This is a genomic window from Parasutterella secunda (assembly GCF_024733725.1).
GTDB lineage: Bacteria > Pseudomonadota > Gammaproteobacteria > Burkholderiales > Burkholderiaceae_F > Aphodousia > Aphodousia faecalis.
In genome coordinates this window covers 24,818-41,402 of record NZ_JANRHP010000004.1, presented here as the reverse complement: position 1 = coordinate 41,402, position 16,585 = coordinate 24,818, and the positions used below count along the sequence as shown (strand labels likewise).

Genomic DNA, 16,585 nt, shown 5'->3' with positions numbered 1-16,585 from the left:
ATTGTAAGAATTCGCTTTGAATTTGTCTTGCTTTAGGTGAGAAAAGAATCTTAAGGAAGAAAGAGTGAGTGGAAATAGTTTACGAGATCAATTGAGCGGTTTGATGCAGGCGCGAAAGCAACAAGCTCAAGCCCAGGCGCTTGAGGCAGAAAAAAAGAAAGCAGCACGTATAACAAAAGAAAAAAATAAAAGTACCGAGAAAAAAGAAGCCGATGAAAATTCTGCATCAAATAAGGCAAACGCCAAAGCCGGGGTACATGCTCGTCTGACGCCTGCGCCGGGTCTTCCTGTCTCTCAAAGAGCTAAAGAGATTATTGAAGCCATTAAGAAAAATCGGGTACTGATCCTTTGTGGTGAAACGGGATCCGGGAAAACCACTCAGTTGCCAAAACTTTGTGTGTTAGCCGGTCGTGGAAGAAAGGGAAAAATTGCACATACGCAGCCTCGGCGTATCGCGGCTTCCTCTATTGCCAAACGTTTGGCCGAAGAAACCGGTACCGATCTGGGGCAATGGGTGGGTTTTAAGATTCGTTTTACAGATCGTACGGATCCAGGCGCTAAAGTTAAACTCATGACTGATGGCATTTTGCTTGCCGAAACTCAGGGAGATCCTCTTTTAAAAGCTTACGATACGATCATTATTGATGAGGCGCATGAACGAAGTATCAATATTGACTTTTTGCTCGGCTATCTGAAAGGTTTGTTAAAAAAACGACCCGATCTTAAAGTGATCGTCACGTCAGCTACGATTGACAGTGAGCGTTTTGCCAAGCATTTCTCGGACGAAAAAGGTCAGCCGGCACCTGTTTTGACGGTTTCCGGTCGTACCTATCCGGTCGAAATCCGTTATCGCGCGCCGGAAGATGAAGACGAAACGGATGATAAAAGTTTGATGAATGCGATTTCGGATGCGTGCGATGAATTGACGCGAGAAGGTCCCGGAGACATTTTGGTATTTTTGCCGGGTGAACGCGAAATTCGAGAGGCTGCCGAAACATTGACTCGCTCGCAACCGCCAACGACGGAAATTCTTCCGCTTTATGCGAGACTGTCAGCCGCAGAGCAAGAAAAAGTTTTTAAAACCAGTGAAAAGCGTCGCATAGTTCTTTCGACCAATGTGGCAGAAACCTCCATTACTGTCCCTGGCATTCACTATGTGGTTGATACGGGATTGGCCCGAGTTAAACGCTATTCCTATCGCAACAAAGTCGATCAGTTGCTGGTTGAACCGGTCAGTCAAGCATCAGCCAATCAGCGTTCCGGCCGTTGTGGCCGCGTGGCCAACGGGATTTGTATACGTTTGTATAGTGAAGAAGATTTCGCGCGTCGTCCTGCCTTTACAGATTCGGAAATCATGCGAACGAATCTGGCGGCGGCTATTTTACGAATGAAGGCCTTGAGATTAGGTGACGTGCGTGCGTTTCCCTTTGTGCAAGCTCCACCCAATCGGGCTATCGTCGATGGAATTTCACTGCTGAAAGAATTAAATGCTTTAGACGAGCGTGAGCGTTTAACGGATATCGGACGAGCATTGGCCAAGCTTCCCGTTGACCCTAAAGTTGCTCGAATGCTTTTGGCTGCAAAAGAAAATGGATCACTGGCTGAAGTGCTCATCATTGCGAGCGCTCTCTCCGTACAAGATCCTCGAGAACGTCCGTTGGATCGGCAGGAAGCCGCCGACAATGTTCATCGCTCAATGGCTGATGACAAAAGCGATTTTTCAACATTTGTGAAATTATGGCGCTACGTACAAAATGCCATGGATCATAAGGAGAGCAATCGCAAACTTACCGAAGAGTTCCGGCGCAAATTTTTAAGCCCTAGACGTCTGAGAGAATGGCGTGACGTTTACCGACAACTTAAGGAATTAACCGCTGAATTAGGTTGGCAGCTTAACGATAAAGAGGCAACCTATGAACAAGTTCACACGGCGTTGCTGTCCGGATTATTAGGAAATTTAGGGTACAAAATTCCGGATGCCGAACCTAAAGCGGCTCCTTTTATGGGAGCTCGAGGTATTAAGTTTTATATATGGCCTGGTTCACCCAGAGTAAAGAAGTGCGGCCGTTGGATAATGGCTGCGGAATTAGTGGAAACATCAAGACTTTTTGCTCGAACCGTTGCCGATGTAGATCCGCAATGGATAGAAAAAGTTGGCGCCCATTTGATAAAGAAAAGCTACTCAGAGCCGCACTGGGAGAAAAAAGCCGGAGCGGTTATGGCGATGGAAAAAGGAACCGTTTACGGGCTGACCGTTTATGGTCAAAGAAAAGTCACCTACACCGATAAGGATCCTGCGCTTTGCCGAGAGCTTTTTATCCGAGAGGCCTTGGTAAATGGAGAATTTGAAACACAAGCGCCGTTTTTCAAACATAACCAGCAGCTTGTCCGTGAAATTCGAAATCTAGAACATAAAGCCAGACGTTTGGATGTTTTGGTTGATGATGAACTCATTGTTCAATTCTATGATTCACACATTCCTGCCGAAGTCGTCAGCGCTGTTACTTTTGAACAGTGGAGACGCAAGGCGGAAAAAGACAATCCTCGATTGCTTTATTTGTCCCGTGATGAGCTGATGCGTCATGAAGCAAGCGGCATTACAACGGAGTATTTTCCGAAGGCAATGGATATGAAGGGAGTATCCATGGCGCTGACGTATCACTTTGAACCTGGCAGCCCGAGAGATGGGGTGACACTTGCGGTTCCTCTTTATGCGCTTAATTTGGTCGATGAGGTTAAAACGCAGTGGCTTGTGCCGGGAATGCTTAAAGAGAAAGTTCAGCTTTTGTTAAAGAGTTTGCCGCAGCGCTATCGACGTCATTGTGTGCCTTTAGCCGAATATGCCAAAGGCTTTGCTCAAAGAGCGGCCGATGTTCTCGGCACTAAACCTTTATTGCAAGTTCTTTGTGATGATATTGAGTCGCAGTGCGCTATTCGTCCGAGACAGGAGGACTTTAAGTCCGAGCAGTTGCCCGCACATTTAACGATGAATTTTAAAGTCCTCGATGAGTACGGCAGACAAATTGAAATGGGGAGAAATTTAGCTGTTCTGAAATCCGAATTAGGAGGACAAGCTCAAAAATCCTTCCAACAGGTGGCGGCTCAAGACAGTGAAGTTTCTCATGAATGTGATCAGGAAATCACTCAATGGGACTTTGGTGAGCTGCCTGACATCATGGAAATCAAACGAAAGGGACAGTCTCTTATTGGGCATCCGGCACTGGTGGATCATGACAGTTACTGTTCACTGGAAGTTTTTGATAATCCTGATGAAGCCGCGCGTCAACATCAAAAAGGCTTGTTGCGCCTTTTCAAATTACAGCTTCGGGAACAAATCCGTTATTTGGAAAAAAGTTTAAAGCCATTGCAATCGGTTCAAATGCAAGCGGCGATGCTTGAACCCATGGCGGACGTTTTTGATAGTTTCGAGGCGATGCGGGAGGCCGTTATTGATGCTTCTTTGAATCAGTGCGCAATGACCGAACCTTTACCGGTTAATGCCGAGCAATTTGAGTCAAGACGTCAAGAGGCAAAAGGAAAGTTAAATTTAATTGCCCAAGATATTTCGAGACTTCTGAGCCAAATTATTTCCGATACGGCATTGGTTATTAAGAAATTGAAGTCTTGCTCTGACAAGTGGGTGTTAGAGGATATCGAGCACCAATTAAAGAGTCTGTTTTTTAAGGATTTTTTGCTTAAAATTGGCTACCTGCATTTGTCGCATTATCCGCGCTACCTTCAAGCTGTTCTGGTACGTCTGGAGAAAAGACGTGATGAGCCAGAAAAAGATGCTCAAAAAATGCGTGATATTTCTCGCTTTGTCACGATGTATGAAAGAGAATTGGCTTCGCGAAAAGGGGTTGCGGATAATCGATTAGAAGAATTCAGATGGATGATCGAAGAGCTGAGGGTGTCGTTATTTGCGCAGAAGTTAAGGACGCCGATGCCCGTCAGTGTTAAAAGGCTCGATAAGGTGTGGTCTTCCATTAAGTACTAACAGGAAAACAAAGTTATGGAATCAATGCCGATTCGTCCAGCATTTTGGAACATTCCGTTTTGGGCTGAGATTGGTGTATATGTCGTTGGGCTTATTGCGGCGATCGCCTGCATCATTGGCATTTGCCAATGTGTACGCCTTTGGCGCGCTGGGCGTCCCCAGAACCTTCCCGAGCATAAGAAAGATCGGTGGATGGGAGTTTGGCGTGATGCCTTCATGCATCGGCGTTTATTGAAAACGCCAAGCGGCTTAATTCACTTCTTTATCTTTTGGGGATTCGTTTTTCTCTTTTTTGGTACTGCGACCGCGGTTCTCGATTGGGATATCGCTCATTATTTGTTCGATGCGCGCTTACTGAAGGGTAACCTGTATCTTGCCTACAAATTTATTTTGGACTTAGCAGGTCTTCTGACATTAATTGGTTTGGCTGTCGCAGCATGGAGACGTTTTGCGGTTAAAGGGAAAAAATTAGAGCGCTCTTGGCGCTTTGCTTGGATTTTGACCTCGTTGGCCATTATTGTGTTGACCGGATTTGTTGTTGAAGGACTGCGTTTGGCGGCTCAACAACCCGAATGGGCTATTTACTCTCCGGTCGGGTATGCCTTTTCATTAGTTTTCCTCAAAATGTTCACGCCCGATCAGCTTCAGGGGGCACACTTTACCTGGTGGTTGGTCCATGGGGCTGGGGCTTTGATTTTTGTTGCGCTCATTCCGTTCACCTTTTTTGGCCATATGTTTAAAGCGCCGACCAATATTTATTGGCGAAAGCTCGCTCCAAAAGGACAGCTGTCAAAAATTGAAGATATTGAGGAACAGGAATCTTTCGGTATTTCCAACTTTGATCAATTTAGTTGGAAGCAACGCTTGGATTTTGATGCTTGCACTGAGTGCGGCCGTTGCTCGGAAGTTTGTCCGGCCTTGCGTGCAGGAGCTCCTTTGGATCCGAAAGCTTTGGTTTTATCCTTAAAGAAGCGTTTGCATCACCCCAATGACAAGGAACTTGTCGGAGACATTGTCAGCAAAGAAGCGCTTTGGAGTTGCACAACGTGCGGGGCATGTATGCAAGCCTGTCCGGCACGATTGGATTTACCCTCAACCATTGTCGATATGCGCAGACACTTGGCGCTTGAGATGGGTGAATTTCCTGCCGGTTTAGCCAAAGCACTACAAAATACTCAAAGTGTCGGAAATCCTTGGGGAATGGATCCGGCTTCGCGTTTGGATTGGGCAAAAGGGTTGGATGTTCCAATTGCAACTGAAGGCAAGCCCGTTGATTATCTCTATTGGGTCGGATGCTCAGCCTCTTATGACCGTCGTGCACAAAAAATTGCGCGAGCTATGGTTAAGATTTTGCATGCTGCCGGCGTTTCTTTTGCTGTTATGCAAGAGGAACGTTGTCATGGTGATTTCGCCAGACGAAGCGGGGAAGAATACACATTCCAGCTGGCGGCTCAGGAAAATATCGAGAATTTGCGTAAGTACCAATTCAAACATATCTTGGCCCACTGTCCGCATTGCTTCAATACATTAAAGAACGAGTATCCGCAGTTTGAAGGCGGACAATTTGATGTGGTAAGTCACACCCAGCTCATTTTGGGTTTGATTGAGTCTGGGCGTATTAAGCCGCAACTTAAGCAAGCCGAAAAGGTCGTTTTCCATGATCCGTGTTATATGGCCAGGTATAACAATAGTGTGGGAACACCCAGAAAAATTTTGGATGCTGTGGGCGGCATCACTCGTGTTGAGAATCTGCAACGAGGAAAAACGGCAATGTGCTGTGGCGCCGGCGGCGGGCAAATGTGGATGGAAAGTTCAACGAAAAAAATTAACTTTATTCGTTTAACGGACTTGCGTCGTTCAGCTTCAACAGTGGCCGTCGGCTGTCCGCATTGTTTGACGATGTTTGAAAGTGCCATGAGCGAGGATAAAGTACTCTCTGGGATGGATATTGAAGAGCTGTCTGAAATTGTCGCTAAAGGTTTAGACAATGTTCAGAGTTGACGATCGGTTTCGGCAATTTCTAACCTACGCAGCTATTGGGGTACTCAACACAGCTATCCATTGGGGAGTTTTTGGTTGCTTTTATGAGTTTGCGACCTTCTCACAGAGCCTATCCAATTTGTTGGGCTTTTTAATTGCTGTGACGTTTTCCTACGTTATGAACGCAAAGTTCACTTTTCAGAGGCAACGAAATTTTGCCGGTTACATCAAGATGACCATTATTATGGCCTGCATTTCTTGGGGTATCGGTTGGTGCGCGGATCAAAGTAGCTGGTATCCTCTCATTACCCTTGTTCTTTCATCCGCGACCAGTCTAGCGTTGGGTTTTGTTTTAACGAAAGTGTTCGTTTTTCGTTAAGCGGTTTCTGAGTCCGCTTTTTTATTGCGAAATGACCCCTTGACCATCTCAAATTTAAAGAACCGGCATTCCAAGGGACCATTGAAGATCACAATTTTTCTTGATTCTGACAATCTCATTTGGGAAGGCAACTTTCTGTCGCTTGTCAGCATCCAAGCTGTCCAGCCTGAGAAAGATTTTTTGAGATTATCGGCAACATTTTTCATCATGGATGCAACAGTTGCACTCTTCGGATTGGACTGTTCACCGTATGGGGGATTGGTGACGATGAACCCTTTGTCAGAGAAAGCGCTAACTTGTCGGGCATCGCCTTGAGTCAACACTAAGCGGCCATCATCTAAAAGAGCCTGTAAACCCGCCCGTTGAGCGTTAGCTTGGGCTTTTGAGACGACGATAGAAGAGATATCGCTGCCACGAATTTGCATGCGGGCATGAAGATTAATCTCTGCTTTTGCGTCCTCTTTCATTTCTTGCCACTCTTGCAAATCAAAAATGTTCAGTTTTTCGAAGGCAAAGGAACGATTTAGGCCCGGAGCCATATTGCAGGCAATTTGTGCTGCTTCGATAGCAATGGTGCCTGAGCCGCAGAAGGGATCCAATAAAGGTTGATCTGGCGTCCAACCGGAGAGCGCCAAAAGGCCCGCGGCCATGTTTTCCTTAAGAGGAGCCTCGCCTTTTTCAACACGCCAACCACGTTTAAACAAAGGTTCTCCGGATAAATTTAAATAGAACGTACAATAACGCTCGTTGATAAAAGCATGGATGCGAACATCGGGATTGTTTTTTTCAATACTGGGTCGTTTTCCGCAGCCTTCTCGGAACCGATCACAAATGCCGTCTTTAATGCGTAAGGTGGTGAAATCCAGACTTTCAAGCGGTGAACGATGCGCAGTAATGTCTACACGGATTTTGGCATCAACATCGAAAAAACGTTCCCAGGGCAAAACGTGGGCCATGTCGTAGATATCGTGGCTGTCGTAGTACTGTCTGGTAGCGATACGAAGCAATATGCGGCTGGCATAGCGGCTTCTCAAGCATGCGTTCATCGCCAAGGATAGAGCTCCCTCGAAAAGAACGCCACCGGCATTGACTTTGATATTTTGCGCGCCCAATGATTGAAGTTCCTGAGCCAAGATCGGCTCAAGAGTACGCGGGCAAACCGCAAAAAAGTGATAGGCAGCCATAACGATTATTTCCTATTAGCAGCGTGGGCAAGAAATACACACAGTGTTTTTAATTCCGACCACACATCATCTTTATTTTGAACAGTAAGCCCCTTGGCCAAACGGTCTAAATCCGCGCAACGGGCAAGCATATTGGCAATTTTGGCTGGCGTTGAGCGTCTGGCGAGTTGACCGGCTAACGCGCGGACAGAGGGCATAACGGGAGCTTGTCGATCCACGGTGAGGGCAAGCGTGTCTCTGAGGAAGCTGCTCACTCGCATTAAAACAAAAGGCATGGGTTCGTCTTCGGATTGCATGCCATTGACAGTTCGAGTCGTGCGAGCGACATCGGCTTGAGCGATAGCTTCCAGAAGGTCTTCAATGCTATACCGAGACACATTCATCACACAGTCTTCGACTTCGCGCAACGTGAGCTCCTTTCCCGGATACAGCAAATCCAGTTTCATGAGCTCTTGTTTGGCAGCCATCAGATTCCCTTCGGTTTGCTCGGCAAAAAAGTTCAAGGCCTGCTCCTGCATGCTTTGACCTTGTTTGCGTAAACGTTCTTTAATCCAGGCAGGGTACTGTGCTCGGGAAACCGGTTGACAGGAGATGACATGGCCACTCGCGGCAAGATTTTTAAACCAGGTTGTTTTTTGTGTTGAATAGTCGGTTTGTGTTAAGTGAATAACGGTAACGGTGGAATCAATTTGCGGGACTAATTCGGCAAATTGAGCCAATACTTTAGCGCCTTTAACACCAGGACCTGAAGATAAAAATCTTAATTCAATAATTTTTTTATCATCAAAAAGCGATACAGAACTCACCGCATCTAGAAGCGGTGACCAGTCGCTCACTGAACTCATGGCCAGAACAACGCGCTCAGAATAACCCAATTCTTTTGCTGTGAAGCGCAACGCATCGCCTGCTTCCATCGCCAAAAGGGGCTCTTCTCCAACGATAATCCAAAGGGGAGAGAGTTGCCCTTGAGCGCGTTCTCGATCAAGGATTCTCCCCAGTTCTTCGCTTTTAATATTCATGCGGGATGGGTTCGACGGTTGTGAGACGACTGAGCAACTGAGAAATCAGATCCTGTTGCATTTCGTTGTAGAGAACATTTTCTTCAGACGCACGAGACAGGTACTCGTCATCGTTGTAATACATGGTGCGTGAAGCGGTAAATGTTGTCGGCGGGAAAAATTCTTCACCGTCGGGAGTTGCCAGTCGGAAAGTCATATTCAGGGTCAATTGGTAGTCGCGATCCTCACCCTGCATATTGACGGAAATCACTTCACGGTGACGGCCGGAAGAGAGCAATTCCAAAATAGCATCAGCCCTATTGGCTTGAGAGACGATTGTCACATTGGTTGAGGCCGCAATCATTCGCCTGATATCTGCAGCGACTTTGTCATTGACCGGCATATTGACGTAGAGCGTCTGAAAGGGCAAAGTCACTTGTCCGCGGAGATGAAAACCGCAACCGCTTGCCAACAGTGTGCAAGCCAGAGCAGAAAAAAGAAATGAACGTCGGGCCAAAGCCATAATTGAATTCCCAAAAGTATGTCCAGTAGGCAATAGGCTCATTATAGGCAAAAAGTCCCGAAGCTTGGTTGGCTTCGGGACTCGTTGCAGGAGGTGACTCAGATTGATTATGCCGCGACGATATTGACGAGTTTCTTCGGCACGATAATGATCTTGCGGATCACTTTGCCTTCAGTGAATTTCTTCACATTCTCGTTTTCAAGGGCGGCTTTTTCAATGCTTTCTTTATCGGCCTGTGCGGACACCGTCACTGAGCCGCGCAATTTACCGTTGACCTGTACAACCAAAGTCATGTCATCGGCTACCAACGCTTTTTCATCCACTTCTGGCCAGGGGGCGTCAAGGATAGATCCCATGGCGGACTCAAAGCCCAGGTCTTGCCAAAGCTGCGTTGTAATATGAGGCGCAATCGGATAAAGGGTGCGAATCAAGATACTGGCGCATTCCTTGAATACGGACGCGGTGGCGGCATCTTGACATGATTTCACGCCTTCGAGCGAATTGAGCATCTTCATCGTCGCAGAGACAACGGTGTTGTACTGCATGCGGTCAATGTCGGCCGTTGCCTGCTTGAGCGACTGATAAATGTCACGACGCAAATTCTTCAGTTCGGCCGTAAGGGCAGAGACTTCAACAGCACCCGCCTTTTCAATCGCTTCTTTATTCTTGAAGCACCAGTTCCAAAGTCTGCGCAGGAAGCGGAACGTCCCTTCCGCACCGGAATTGCTCCAAGCGGCCGATTGATCGGGAGGTCCTGCAAACATCACGAAGCTGCGGGCCGTGTCGGCACCGAACTTGTCAATGATGGTCTTCGGTTCAACCACATTGTTTTTTGACTTACTCATCTTTTCGACGCCGCCCATGGTGACGGGCAGACCATCGTCCTTAGCAATAGCTTTAACCGGACGGGCTTTTTCATCGTAGAAGATCTCAATTTCATCCGGGTAGTACCAACGCTTCTTACCATCGGGCATTTCGCGGTAATAGCATTCGGCAGTCAACATCCCTTGAGTGAAAAGCCGTGTAAACGGTTCGTCAAACTTCACGAGTCCCAAGTCACGCATGACCTTGGTCCAGAAGCGTGCATAGAGCAAATGCAATACGGCGTGTTCAATACCGCCGATGTATTGATCCACCGGAGCCCAGTAATCATTGCGTTCATCAACCATTGCTGTGTCGCAATCGTGTGAGCAGTAGCGCATGAAGTACCACGAAGAATCAACGAACGTGTCCATTGTGTCGGTTTCACGGGTTGCGTCACCGCCGCACTTCGGGCACTTGCACTTTAGGAACGATTCACACTTATTTAACGGATTGCCGGAACCGTCAGGCACCAAGTCAGTGGGCAGAACCACTGGGAGGTCTTTTTCCGGAACCGGAACAGGGCCGCAATGCGGGCAATTGATGATAGGAATCGGTGTACCCCAATAGCGTTGGCGACTGATACCCCAGTCACGAATACGGAATTGGGTTTGTTTTTCACCCAAGCCCTTGGCTTGAAGAGCATCAGCGATTTTGTCAATGCCTTGGTGAACGGTCAGGCCATCAAACTCGCCGGAGTTAACCAGCTCAGTGGCATCACTCTTATCGGCGTACCATTCTTCCCAAGCGTCCGTACTGTAAGTCTTGCCGGGCATGCCGACAACCTGCTTAATCGGCAAGTTGTATTTCTTAGCAAAAGCAAAATCACGTTCATCATGAGCCGGAACGCCCATAACGGCGCCTTCGCCGTAGCTCATTAACACATAATTGCCGACCCAAACCGGAACGTCTGCACCGGTGAGCGGATGTTTGACGCAAAAGCCTGTCGGAACGCCTTCTTTTTCACGGGTGGCCAAATCAGCTTCACTGACGCCGCCCTTGGCGCATTCCTGAATAAAGGCTTCAACCTGAGGATTGTCTTGAGCCAGACGCTTGGCCAAGGGGTGTTCAGCGGCGATAGCAACAAATGTCACCCCCATTAAAGTGTCCGCACGAGTGGTGAAAACCTGCAGTTTTTCGTCTTTATCGTCAATCGTGTAGGGGAAAGCAAGCTTCACACCAACCGATTTGCCGATCCAGTGTTCCTGCATGCTGCGGACTTGTTCTGGCCAACCTTTGAGCGTGTCAAGGTCTTTTAGGAGTTCGTCAGCGTACTGAGTGATACCGAGGTAATAGCCGGGAATTTCACGTTTTTCAACAACAGCACCGGAGCGCCAACCGCGACCATCGACAACCTGTTCGTTGGCCAAGACGGTCTTATCAACCGGGTCCCAGTTAACGATTTGGGTCTTTCGGTAGCAGATGCCCTTTTCCAACATTTTCAGGAACATCCACTGGTTCCAGCGATAGTACTCAGGCGTACATGTGGCTACTTCACGACTCCAGTCAAATGCAAGACCCAACGGTTGCATTTGGTTTTTCATTTCTGCAATGTTGTCAAAGGTCCACTTGGCCGGAGCAATGCCATGGTTAATGGCGGCGTTTTCTGCCGGTAAACCGAAGGCATCCCATCCCATCGGGGTCATCACGTTGTAGCCCTTCATACGAAGGTAGCGATACATCACGTCGTTTAATGTGTAGTTGCGGACGTGACCCATGTGCAACTTACCGCTCGGGTAAGGCAACATGGACAAAACATAGAACTTGGGTTTTTCTTTGCCGTTCTTGTCTTTAGCATGTTCGTGAGCATGGTAGACATCAGCTTTTTTCCAAGCTGCCTGCACCTCTGCTTCAACAGTTTGCGGAGAGTAGGTTTCACGCATAGTGCTATCCAATCACAGTTAATTAAGCGAATTTGAAAAGTATAACGGTTTTGTTCGGTCTTTTAGAGAGTTTGCGGTAAGCGAAATACCCTATGCAGTATTTTGAAAAAAGCTCCCGAGAACTTTCGGGAGCTTTGATGCGCTTATTGCTCGTCTTTGTTGTCTTGATATTCTTCAATATGAATCAGCGTGTTGGCAATAATGGCCGTTAAACCGCCGGTGGTGATGCCTGAGGCAAAAATATTGCGAAGCGTCTCAGGGAATTGGGAAAGAATTTCCGGAACAAGTTCAACACTTAACCCAAACGAGAAACTTAAGGCAATGACCAAAATGGCTTTACGGTCAATGCGTTGGCTGGCAATGATTCGCATGCCTGCGGCGGCGACCGTACCGAACATAAGCAATGTCGCTCCACCTAAGACCGGGTCAGGCATTAAAGAAAACACTAAACCGATGGCAGGAAAGAGTCCCAATAAAATCAAAAAGCCGGCAATGAAGTAGCCGACATAACGGCTGGCTACGCCGGTCAATTGGATCATGCCGTTGTTTTGAGCAAAGATGGAATTGGGGAAAGAATTGAGCATACCGGCCAACATAGAATTAAAACCATCGGCGAGAATGCCGCCTTGCGCGCGTTTCATGAATTGATCGCCACGGAAAGGCTGACCGGAAATCATGGAGTTTGCGGTGACATCCCCGTAGGCTTCAATGGCTGTGATGAGGTAAACAAGACCGAGACCGATAATGGCGCCCCAGTCAAATGACACACCGTATTTAAACGGGATGGGAACATTGAAGCCGCTGTAGCTTTTGACAGAAGAAAAGTCCACCATTCCGCAGAACCAGGAGACAACGTAGCCGATCGCTAAACCGATGACAATTGAACTCATCCGAAGATAACGGTTGGAACTGCGATTAAAGAAAATGATGGAAAAAAGAACCAAAGCGGCGATGCCTAAATTTTGAAAATTGCCGAAAGTGCCGGCCGCCTTGGCAGCGTAGCCGCCACCGCAAGCAATGATGCCGACTTTAATTAAGCTCATGCCAATTAAGGTCACCACAATGCCAGAAACAAGCGGAGTGATCACGCGGCGTGTGTATTTCAGAATTCGGCTAACAAACATTTCCACGGTGGACGCAACAATAGTGGCGCCGAAAATCGCCGAAAGTCCTCCGGTGAGGCCCGCGGAGATGATGGGGCCGATAAAGGAAAAACTGGTTCCCTGAATACACAACAAACCACAGCCGATGGGGCCTACGGTGCGGCATTGAATAAACGTGGCAATGCCGGAAACCATCAAAGACATGGAAACAAGATAGCCCGTCGTTTCAAGATCCAATTGCAAAGCTCCCGCAATGATCAAAGGAGGCGTTACGATGGCCACAAAGATGGCCAGCATATGCTGCAGTGCTGCAAAAAGGGTCTCTTTTAAAGGAGGACGGTCTTCCAGTCCGTAAATTAACTCAGAAGATTTAGAGTTGTAAGAGTGCTCTTCGAGATTTAATTCGGCCACGTTTTTTCCTTTAGCGAAGTGTGATCTTGTTGTTGTCTAAGCTATCGATAATGGCAAGGGATTCAACATGAATGCCCAGTTTACGAAGTTCGTTGCCACCGGCTTGAAAGCCTTTTTCAATCAAAAAGCCCATGCCGACGAGTTCTGCACCGGCTTGATTGACGAGGTCCATAATGCCCTTGGCAGCATTGCCATTGGCTAAGAAGTCATCAATGAACAAAACCTTATCACCGGGGCAGAGATAATCTTTACTGACGCAAACGTCATAAGTACGGTTTTTGGTAAAGGAAAATACCTTTGTTGCAAGCATATTGTCCATTGTGCTCGGGACTTTCTTTTTCGCAAAGACAACGGGTAATTCGAGCAAGTAACCCACCATGATGGCGGGAGCGATGCCGCTTGCTTCAATGGTTAGAATTTTGTTGATCTTGGTGCTGGCGAAGCGGCGGACGAATTCGACAGCCATGGATTTCATCAAAATGGGATCCATTTGATGGTTGATGAAGTTATCGACTTTAAGGATGCCGCCGTCAAGACATTTTCCGTCTCGAAGAATGCGCTCTTTGAGTGCTTTCATAGTATTTTCGGCGCCCGACGATATCCTGTTGGATCCGGTACGCCGTCTCCTTTCAGTAAAGAATTTCAGTGAGTACCTGCTAGTCCAACAAAATAGCTCTGAAAATAGATAGGTAGAACCTAATCCAAAGGCTATCTTGTTGAGAACAAAGAAGAGATGGCGCAATTATACGGCTCGGAGAATATTTCGCTTCTTTAGCCACTTTCGTTTAGAAGAAATCACTGCATTAGTGCTAAAGTTTCTCATGACTTTTTTTATTCAAACGACTAACGATATTAATTATTGTGATGTAGCGTTTGATCCCTTCTTTAGGAGAAATAACAATGGCAGTACTGCTAGCAGACCGTTTGTTGCCTGACGTGGCTCAGTGGGCAGATGAATTAACAGCAATTCGTCACGATCTTCATAGTCATCCCGAGTACGGTTTTAATACCGAGCGCACAGTTGGTGTCATTTGTGATCACCTTCGTCAATGGGGTGTCACGGATATCAATACCGATTTTGTCAAGGGAGCAGTTATTGCTGTTATTGAGGGTAATCGCCCGGGACACACGATCGGTGTTCGTGCCGATATGGATTGCCTGCCGATGAACGATCGTTGCGGCAAGGATTGGGTCAGTCAAAATGAAGGTTATGCGCACGCTTGCGGACATGACGGCCACACAACTTGGCTTTTGGGCGTGGCTCGTTATTTAGCTTCCCATCGTGACTTCCCGGGTAAAGTCGTTTTGGTGTTCCAACCTGCAGAAGAGATTAGCCAGGGTGCGCGTACCCTCATTGAAGCTGGCTTACTGGAAAAGTATGGTATTGAAGAAATTTATGGTGGCCATACAGAACCGATGTTGCCCAAGGGAACGATCGGTTTCAAACCAGGTCCTTTGCAGGCTGCCTCAGACAGTCTCTACATCACGGTGAAGGGGAAGGGAACTCATGGTGGCCGTCCTCATTTAGGCGTGGACCCCATTCCGGTAGCAGCCCAAATCGTAACGGCTTTGCAAACGATTGTTTCCCGTAAGGTCAATCCGATTGATACGGCGGTTCTTTCCATCTGCTCGATCAATGCTGGTCGTTTTGAAGCCATGAATGTTGTACCCGCAGAATGTACGTTAAGCGGCACCATTCGCACGTTCTTGCCGCAAACACGCGTTCAGATCGAAGAGGTCGTCAAGACCATGGTGCCGTCCATTGCCACAGCCAACGGTTGTGAAGTGGAATTGAAGTACGTCCATGAATGCGGTTCTGTCATCAATAGCCCGGCTCAGACAGAGGCGGCGCTGAAGGTGACCGGTGAACTTTTGGGAGAAGATCACGTTAAAGTGATTGATCCTTTCATGAGTTCAGAAGACTTCAGCGAGTATCTGCAAAGAGTGCCCGGTTGCATTATTCGCGTTGGTATTAAGGATGATGAGCATACCGTCAGTCTCCACAATCCAAACTTTGACTTCAATGACGAGGTTTTGCCGGTTGCTGTCAGCGTTGTAGCCAATATGGCAATTAAACGTCTGGAGGCATTGGCCAAATAAACGCTGTTTCAGTGTTGATTAACTGAAAAAATGCTCTCAGCTTCTTCGATGAAGCTGAGAGCCGATTGGTAATTCAATATAGTCAGCTAAAGTTTGTAGTAGGCTCCGTATTCAATTTGCCGCCAGCCGAAAATACCTAGCAACGAAGAACAGGCTGTAATTTCTTTTGTTGTCATCCCGTCTGTTTCCACCATCAAGCTGGTACCGCTTTGAGCGTTTCTTGAAAATGCCCCAGTGTGTCGAATGACGTTAAGCCACGGCAAGACAATATGTTCTGTAAACGGGACGGAGTCCACGGCATGCATGATCGGTGTAGTGATTTGAAGGTCTTCAGAACCGTATAACCACTCTTGGCAATCGGTTTCAAGGCGTCTCATGGCTTCATAGGCAAGCCAAACGATTTCTGCTCGTTCATCTGCAATAAAGAGTTCTCCACCCGCGGTTTCCAAATCAACGGTTTCAACAATTTCTCCGCTACGTTTAACCAGGTCAAATTCCCAGCGTTTAACAACGGTCGCTTCGTAAGCAATGGCTTCATAGTAGAGCGCTTTCACCGGATGGTGGGCGTGGGAGATGACAATTTTTAGGAGAGAGGAAGTATTCGGGCTTCGCCGCGACGCGTTTAAATGCTTTTGGATCCAATACCGCATCAAGAGTCAGAGCGGCGTGATCAAAGCCAAAGATTTGTCGCATCAAATCATTGGGGAAAAATCCTCCCATGGGGCGCGCCGCCGTTTCGATCAAGCGAGGTCCTTTGGGCGTCAGCATTAATTCTGTGTGAGAGGGGCCGTAACGGAAACCCAAAGCGTCGAGTACTTTTAGAGATTTAGAGGATTTGAAAGAACGTAAAAGAGCCTCAAGATGAAACCACAAACCGAAACTCTACGTATATTTGGATTGTTTGCTATCAGACACTTTGCAATTTTTAGGCCAACTCTACCGTGAGGTACTACGAGGTGTGCCTAAGTACGCATTTGAATTCGATAAGCAATGTTAAAAGATCACGCTAATGCAGACTTGGAAAACTTCTCTGGAGGGCAGTATGTGCCAGGAGATGCGGATATGTTCTGTCGTTTTTCAGATGCTATGCCTCATCAATTGCACTTTGTTTTTGAAACCGTGATCACGAGATAAAAGCAGGATTTGTCGTTTTCTGTCCGCCGGAA

The 16,585-nt window shown here is 47.3% G+C and carries 12 protein-coding genes; 4 read left to right on the top strand and 8 right to left on the bottom strand.

Annotation, left to right across the window (positions count from 1 at the left end; translation table 11 throughout):
* Positions 1 to 64: 64 nt before the first annotated feature.
* From hrpA to NW199_RS05150, 3 genes are read left to right on the top strand one after another with little or no spacing between them, the layout of a single operon-like run.
* A complete protein-coding gene (hrpA, locus tag NW199_RS05160; protein WP_258333852.1) occupies positions 65 to 3,997 on the top strand; it encodes an ATP-dependent RNA helicase HrpA in 3,933 nt (1,310 codons plus the stop codon).
* Between the two features lie 24 nt (positions 3,998 to 4,021).
* Positions 4,022 to 5,998 carry a heterodisulfide reductase-related iron-sulfur binding cluster gene (locus tag NW199_RS05155; protein ID WP_258333851.1) on the top strand — a complete coding sequence of 659 codons (1,977 nt, stop codon included), beginning with the start codon at positions 4,022 to 4,024 and terminating at the stop codon, positions 5,996 to 5,998.
* A complete protein-coding gene (locus NW199_RS05150; protein WP_258333850.1) occupies positions 5,985 to 6,356 on the top strand; it encodes a GtrA family protein in 372 nt (123 codons plus the stop codon). The genes NW199_RS05155 and NW199_RS05150 overlap by 14 nt, the downstream gene beginning before the upstream one ends.
* On the opposite strand, the gene NW199_RS05145 is transcribed toward NW199_RS05150, so the two are convergent.
* The 6 genes from NW199_RS05145 to xpt form a co-directional block, all read right to left on the bottom strand.
* Complete coding sequence (locus NW199_RS05145) at positions 6,353 to 7,540, bottom strand: THUMP domain-containing class I SAM-dependent RNA methyltransferase (protein WP_258333849.1); 1,188 nt, start codon at positions 7,538 to 7,540, stop codon at positions 6,353 to 6,355. The two genes, NW199_RS05150 and NW199_RS05145, sit on opposite strands and share 4 nt — an antisense overlap.
* Before the next feature lie 5 nt (positions 7,541 to 7,545).
* Complete coding sequence (gene holA, locus NW199_RS05140) at positions 7,546 to 8,559, bottom strand: DNA polymerase III subunit delta (RefSeq protein ID WP_258333848.1); 1,014 nt, start codon at positions 8,557 to 8,559, stop codon at positions 7,546 to 7,548.
* On the bottom strand, positions 8,549 to 9,061 hold the full coding sequence (locus tag NW199_RS05135) for an LPS-assembly lipoprotein LptE (RefSeq protein WP_022473574.1): 513 nt from the start codon (positions 9,059 to 9,061) through the stop codon (positions 8,549 to 8,551). The genes holA and NW199_RS05135 overlap by 11 nt, the downstream gene beginning before the upstream one ends.
* Before the next feature lie 107 nt (positions 9,062 to 9,168).
* Complete coding sequence (gene leuS, locus NW199_RS05130) at positions 9,169 to 11,805, bottom strand: leucine--tRNA ligase (RefSeq protein ID WP_258333847.1); 2,637 nt, start codon at positions 11,803 to 11,805, stop codon at positions 9,169 to 9,171.
* 143 nt (positions 11,806 to 11,948) lie between these two features.
* Positions 11,949 to 13,319: a uracil-xanthine permease family protein gene (locus tag NW199_RS05125; protein WP_249091354.1), complete on the bottom strand. Its 1,371-nt coding sequence runs from the start codon at positions 13,317 to 13,319 to the stop codon at positions 11,949 to 11,951.
* A 10-nt stretch (positions 13,320 to 13,329) separates the two neighbouring features.
* Positions 13,330 to 13,896, bottom strand: coding sequence for a xanthine phosphoribosyltransferase (xpt, locus tag NW199_RS05120; RefSeq protein ID WP_258333846.1), 567 nt, complete (start codon positions 13,894 to 13,896; stop codon positions 13,330 to 13,332).
* Between the two features lie 323 nt (positions 13,897 to 14,219).
* Between xpt and NW199_RS05115 the strand changes: the two genes are divergently transcribed.
* A complete protein-coding gene (locus NW199_RS05115) occupies positions 14,220 to 15,419 on the top strand; it encodes a M20 metallopeptidase family protein (RefSeq protein WP_258333845.1) in 1,200 nt (399 codons plus the stop codon).
* 86 nt (positions 15,420 to 15,505) lie between these two features.
* On the opposite strand, the gene NW199_RS05110 is transcribed toward NW199_RS05115, so the two are convergent.
* Complete coding sequence (locus NW199_RS05110) at positions 15,506 to 15,973, bottom strand: hypothetical protein (protein ID WP_258333844.1); 468 nt, start codon at positions 15,971 to 15,973, stop codon at positions 15,506 to 15,508.
* The gene (locus tag NW199_RS05105; RefSeq protein WP_258333843.1) at positions 15,954 to 16,292 is read right to left on the bottom strand and encodes a hypothetical protein; all 339 of its coding nucleotides are present in this window, start codon (positions 16,290 to 16,292) and stop codon (positions 15,954 to 15,956) included. Before NW199_RS05105 ends, NW199_RS05110 begins: the two co-directional genes overlap by 20 nt.
* Positions 16,293 to 16,585: the final 293 nt, after the last annotated feature.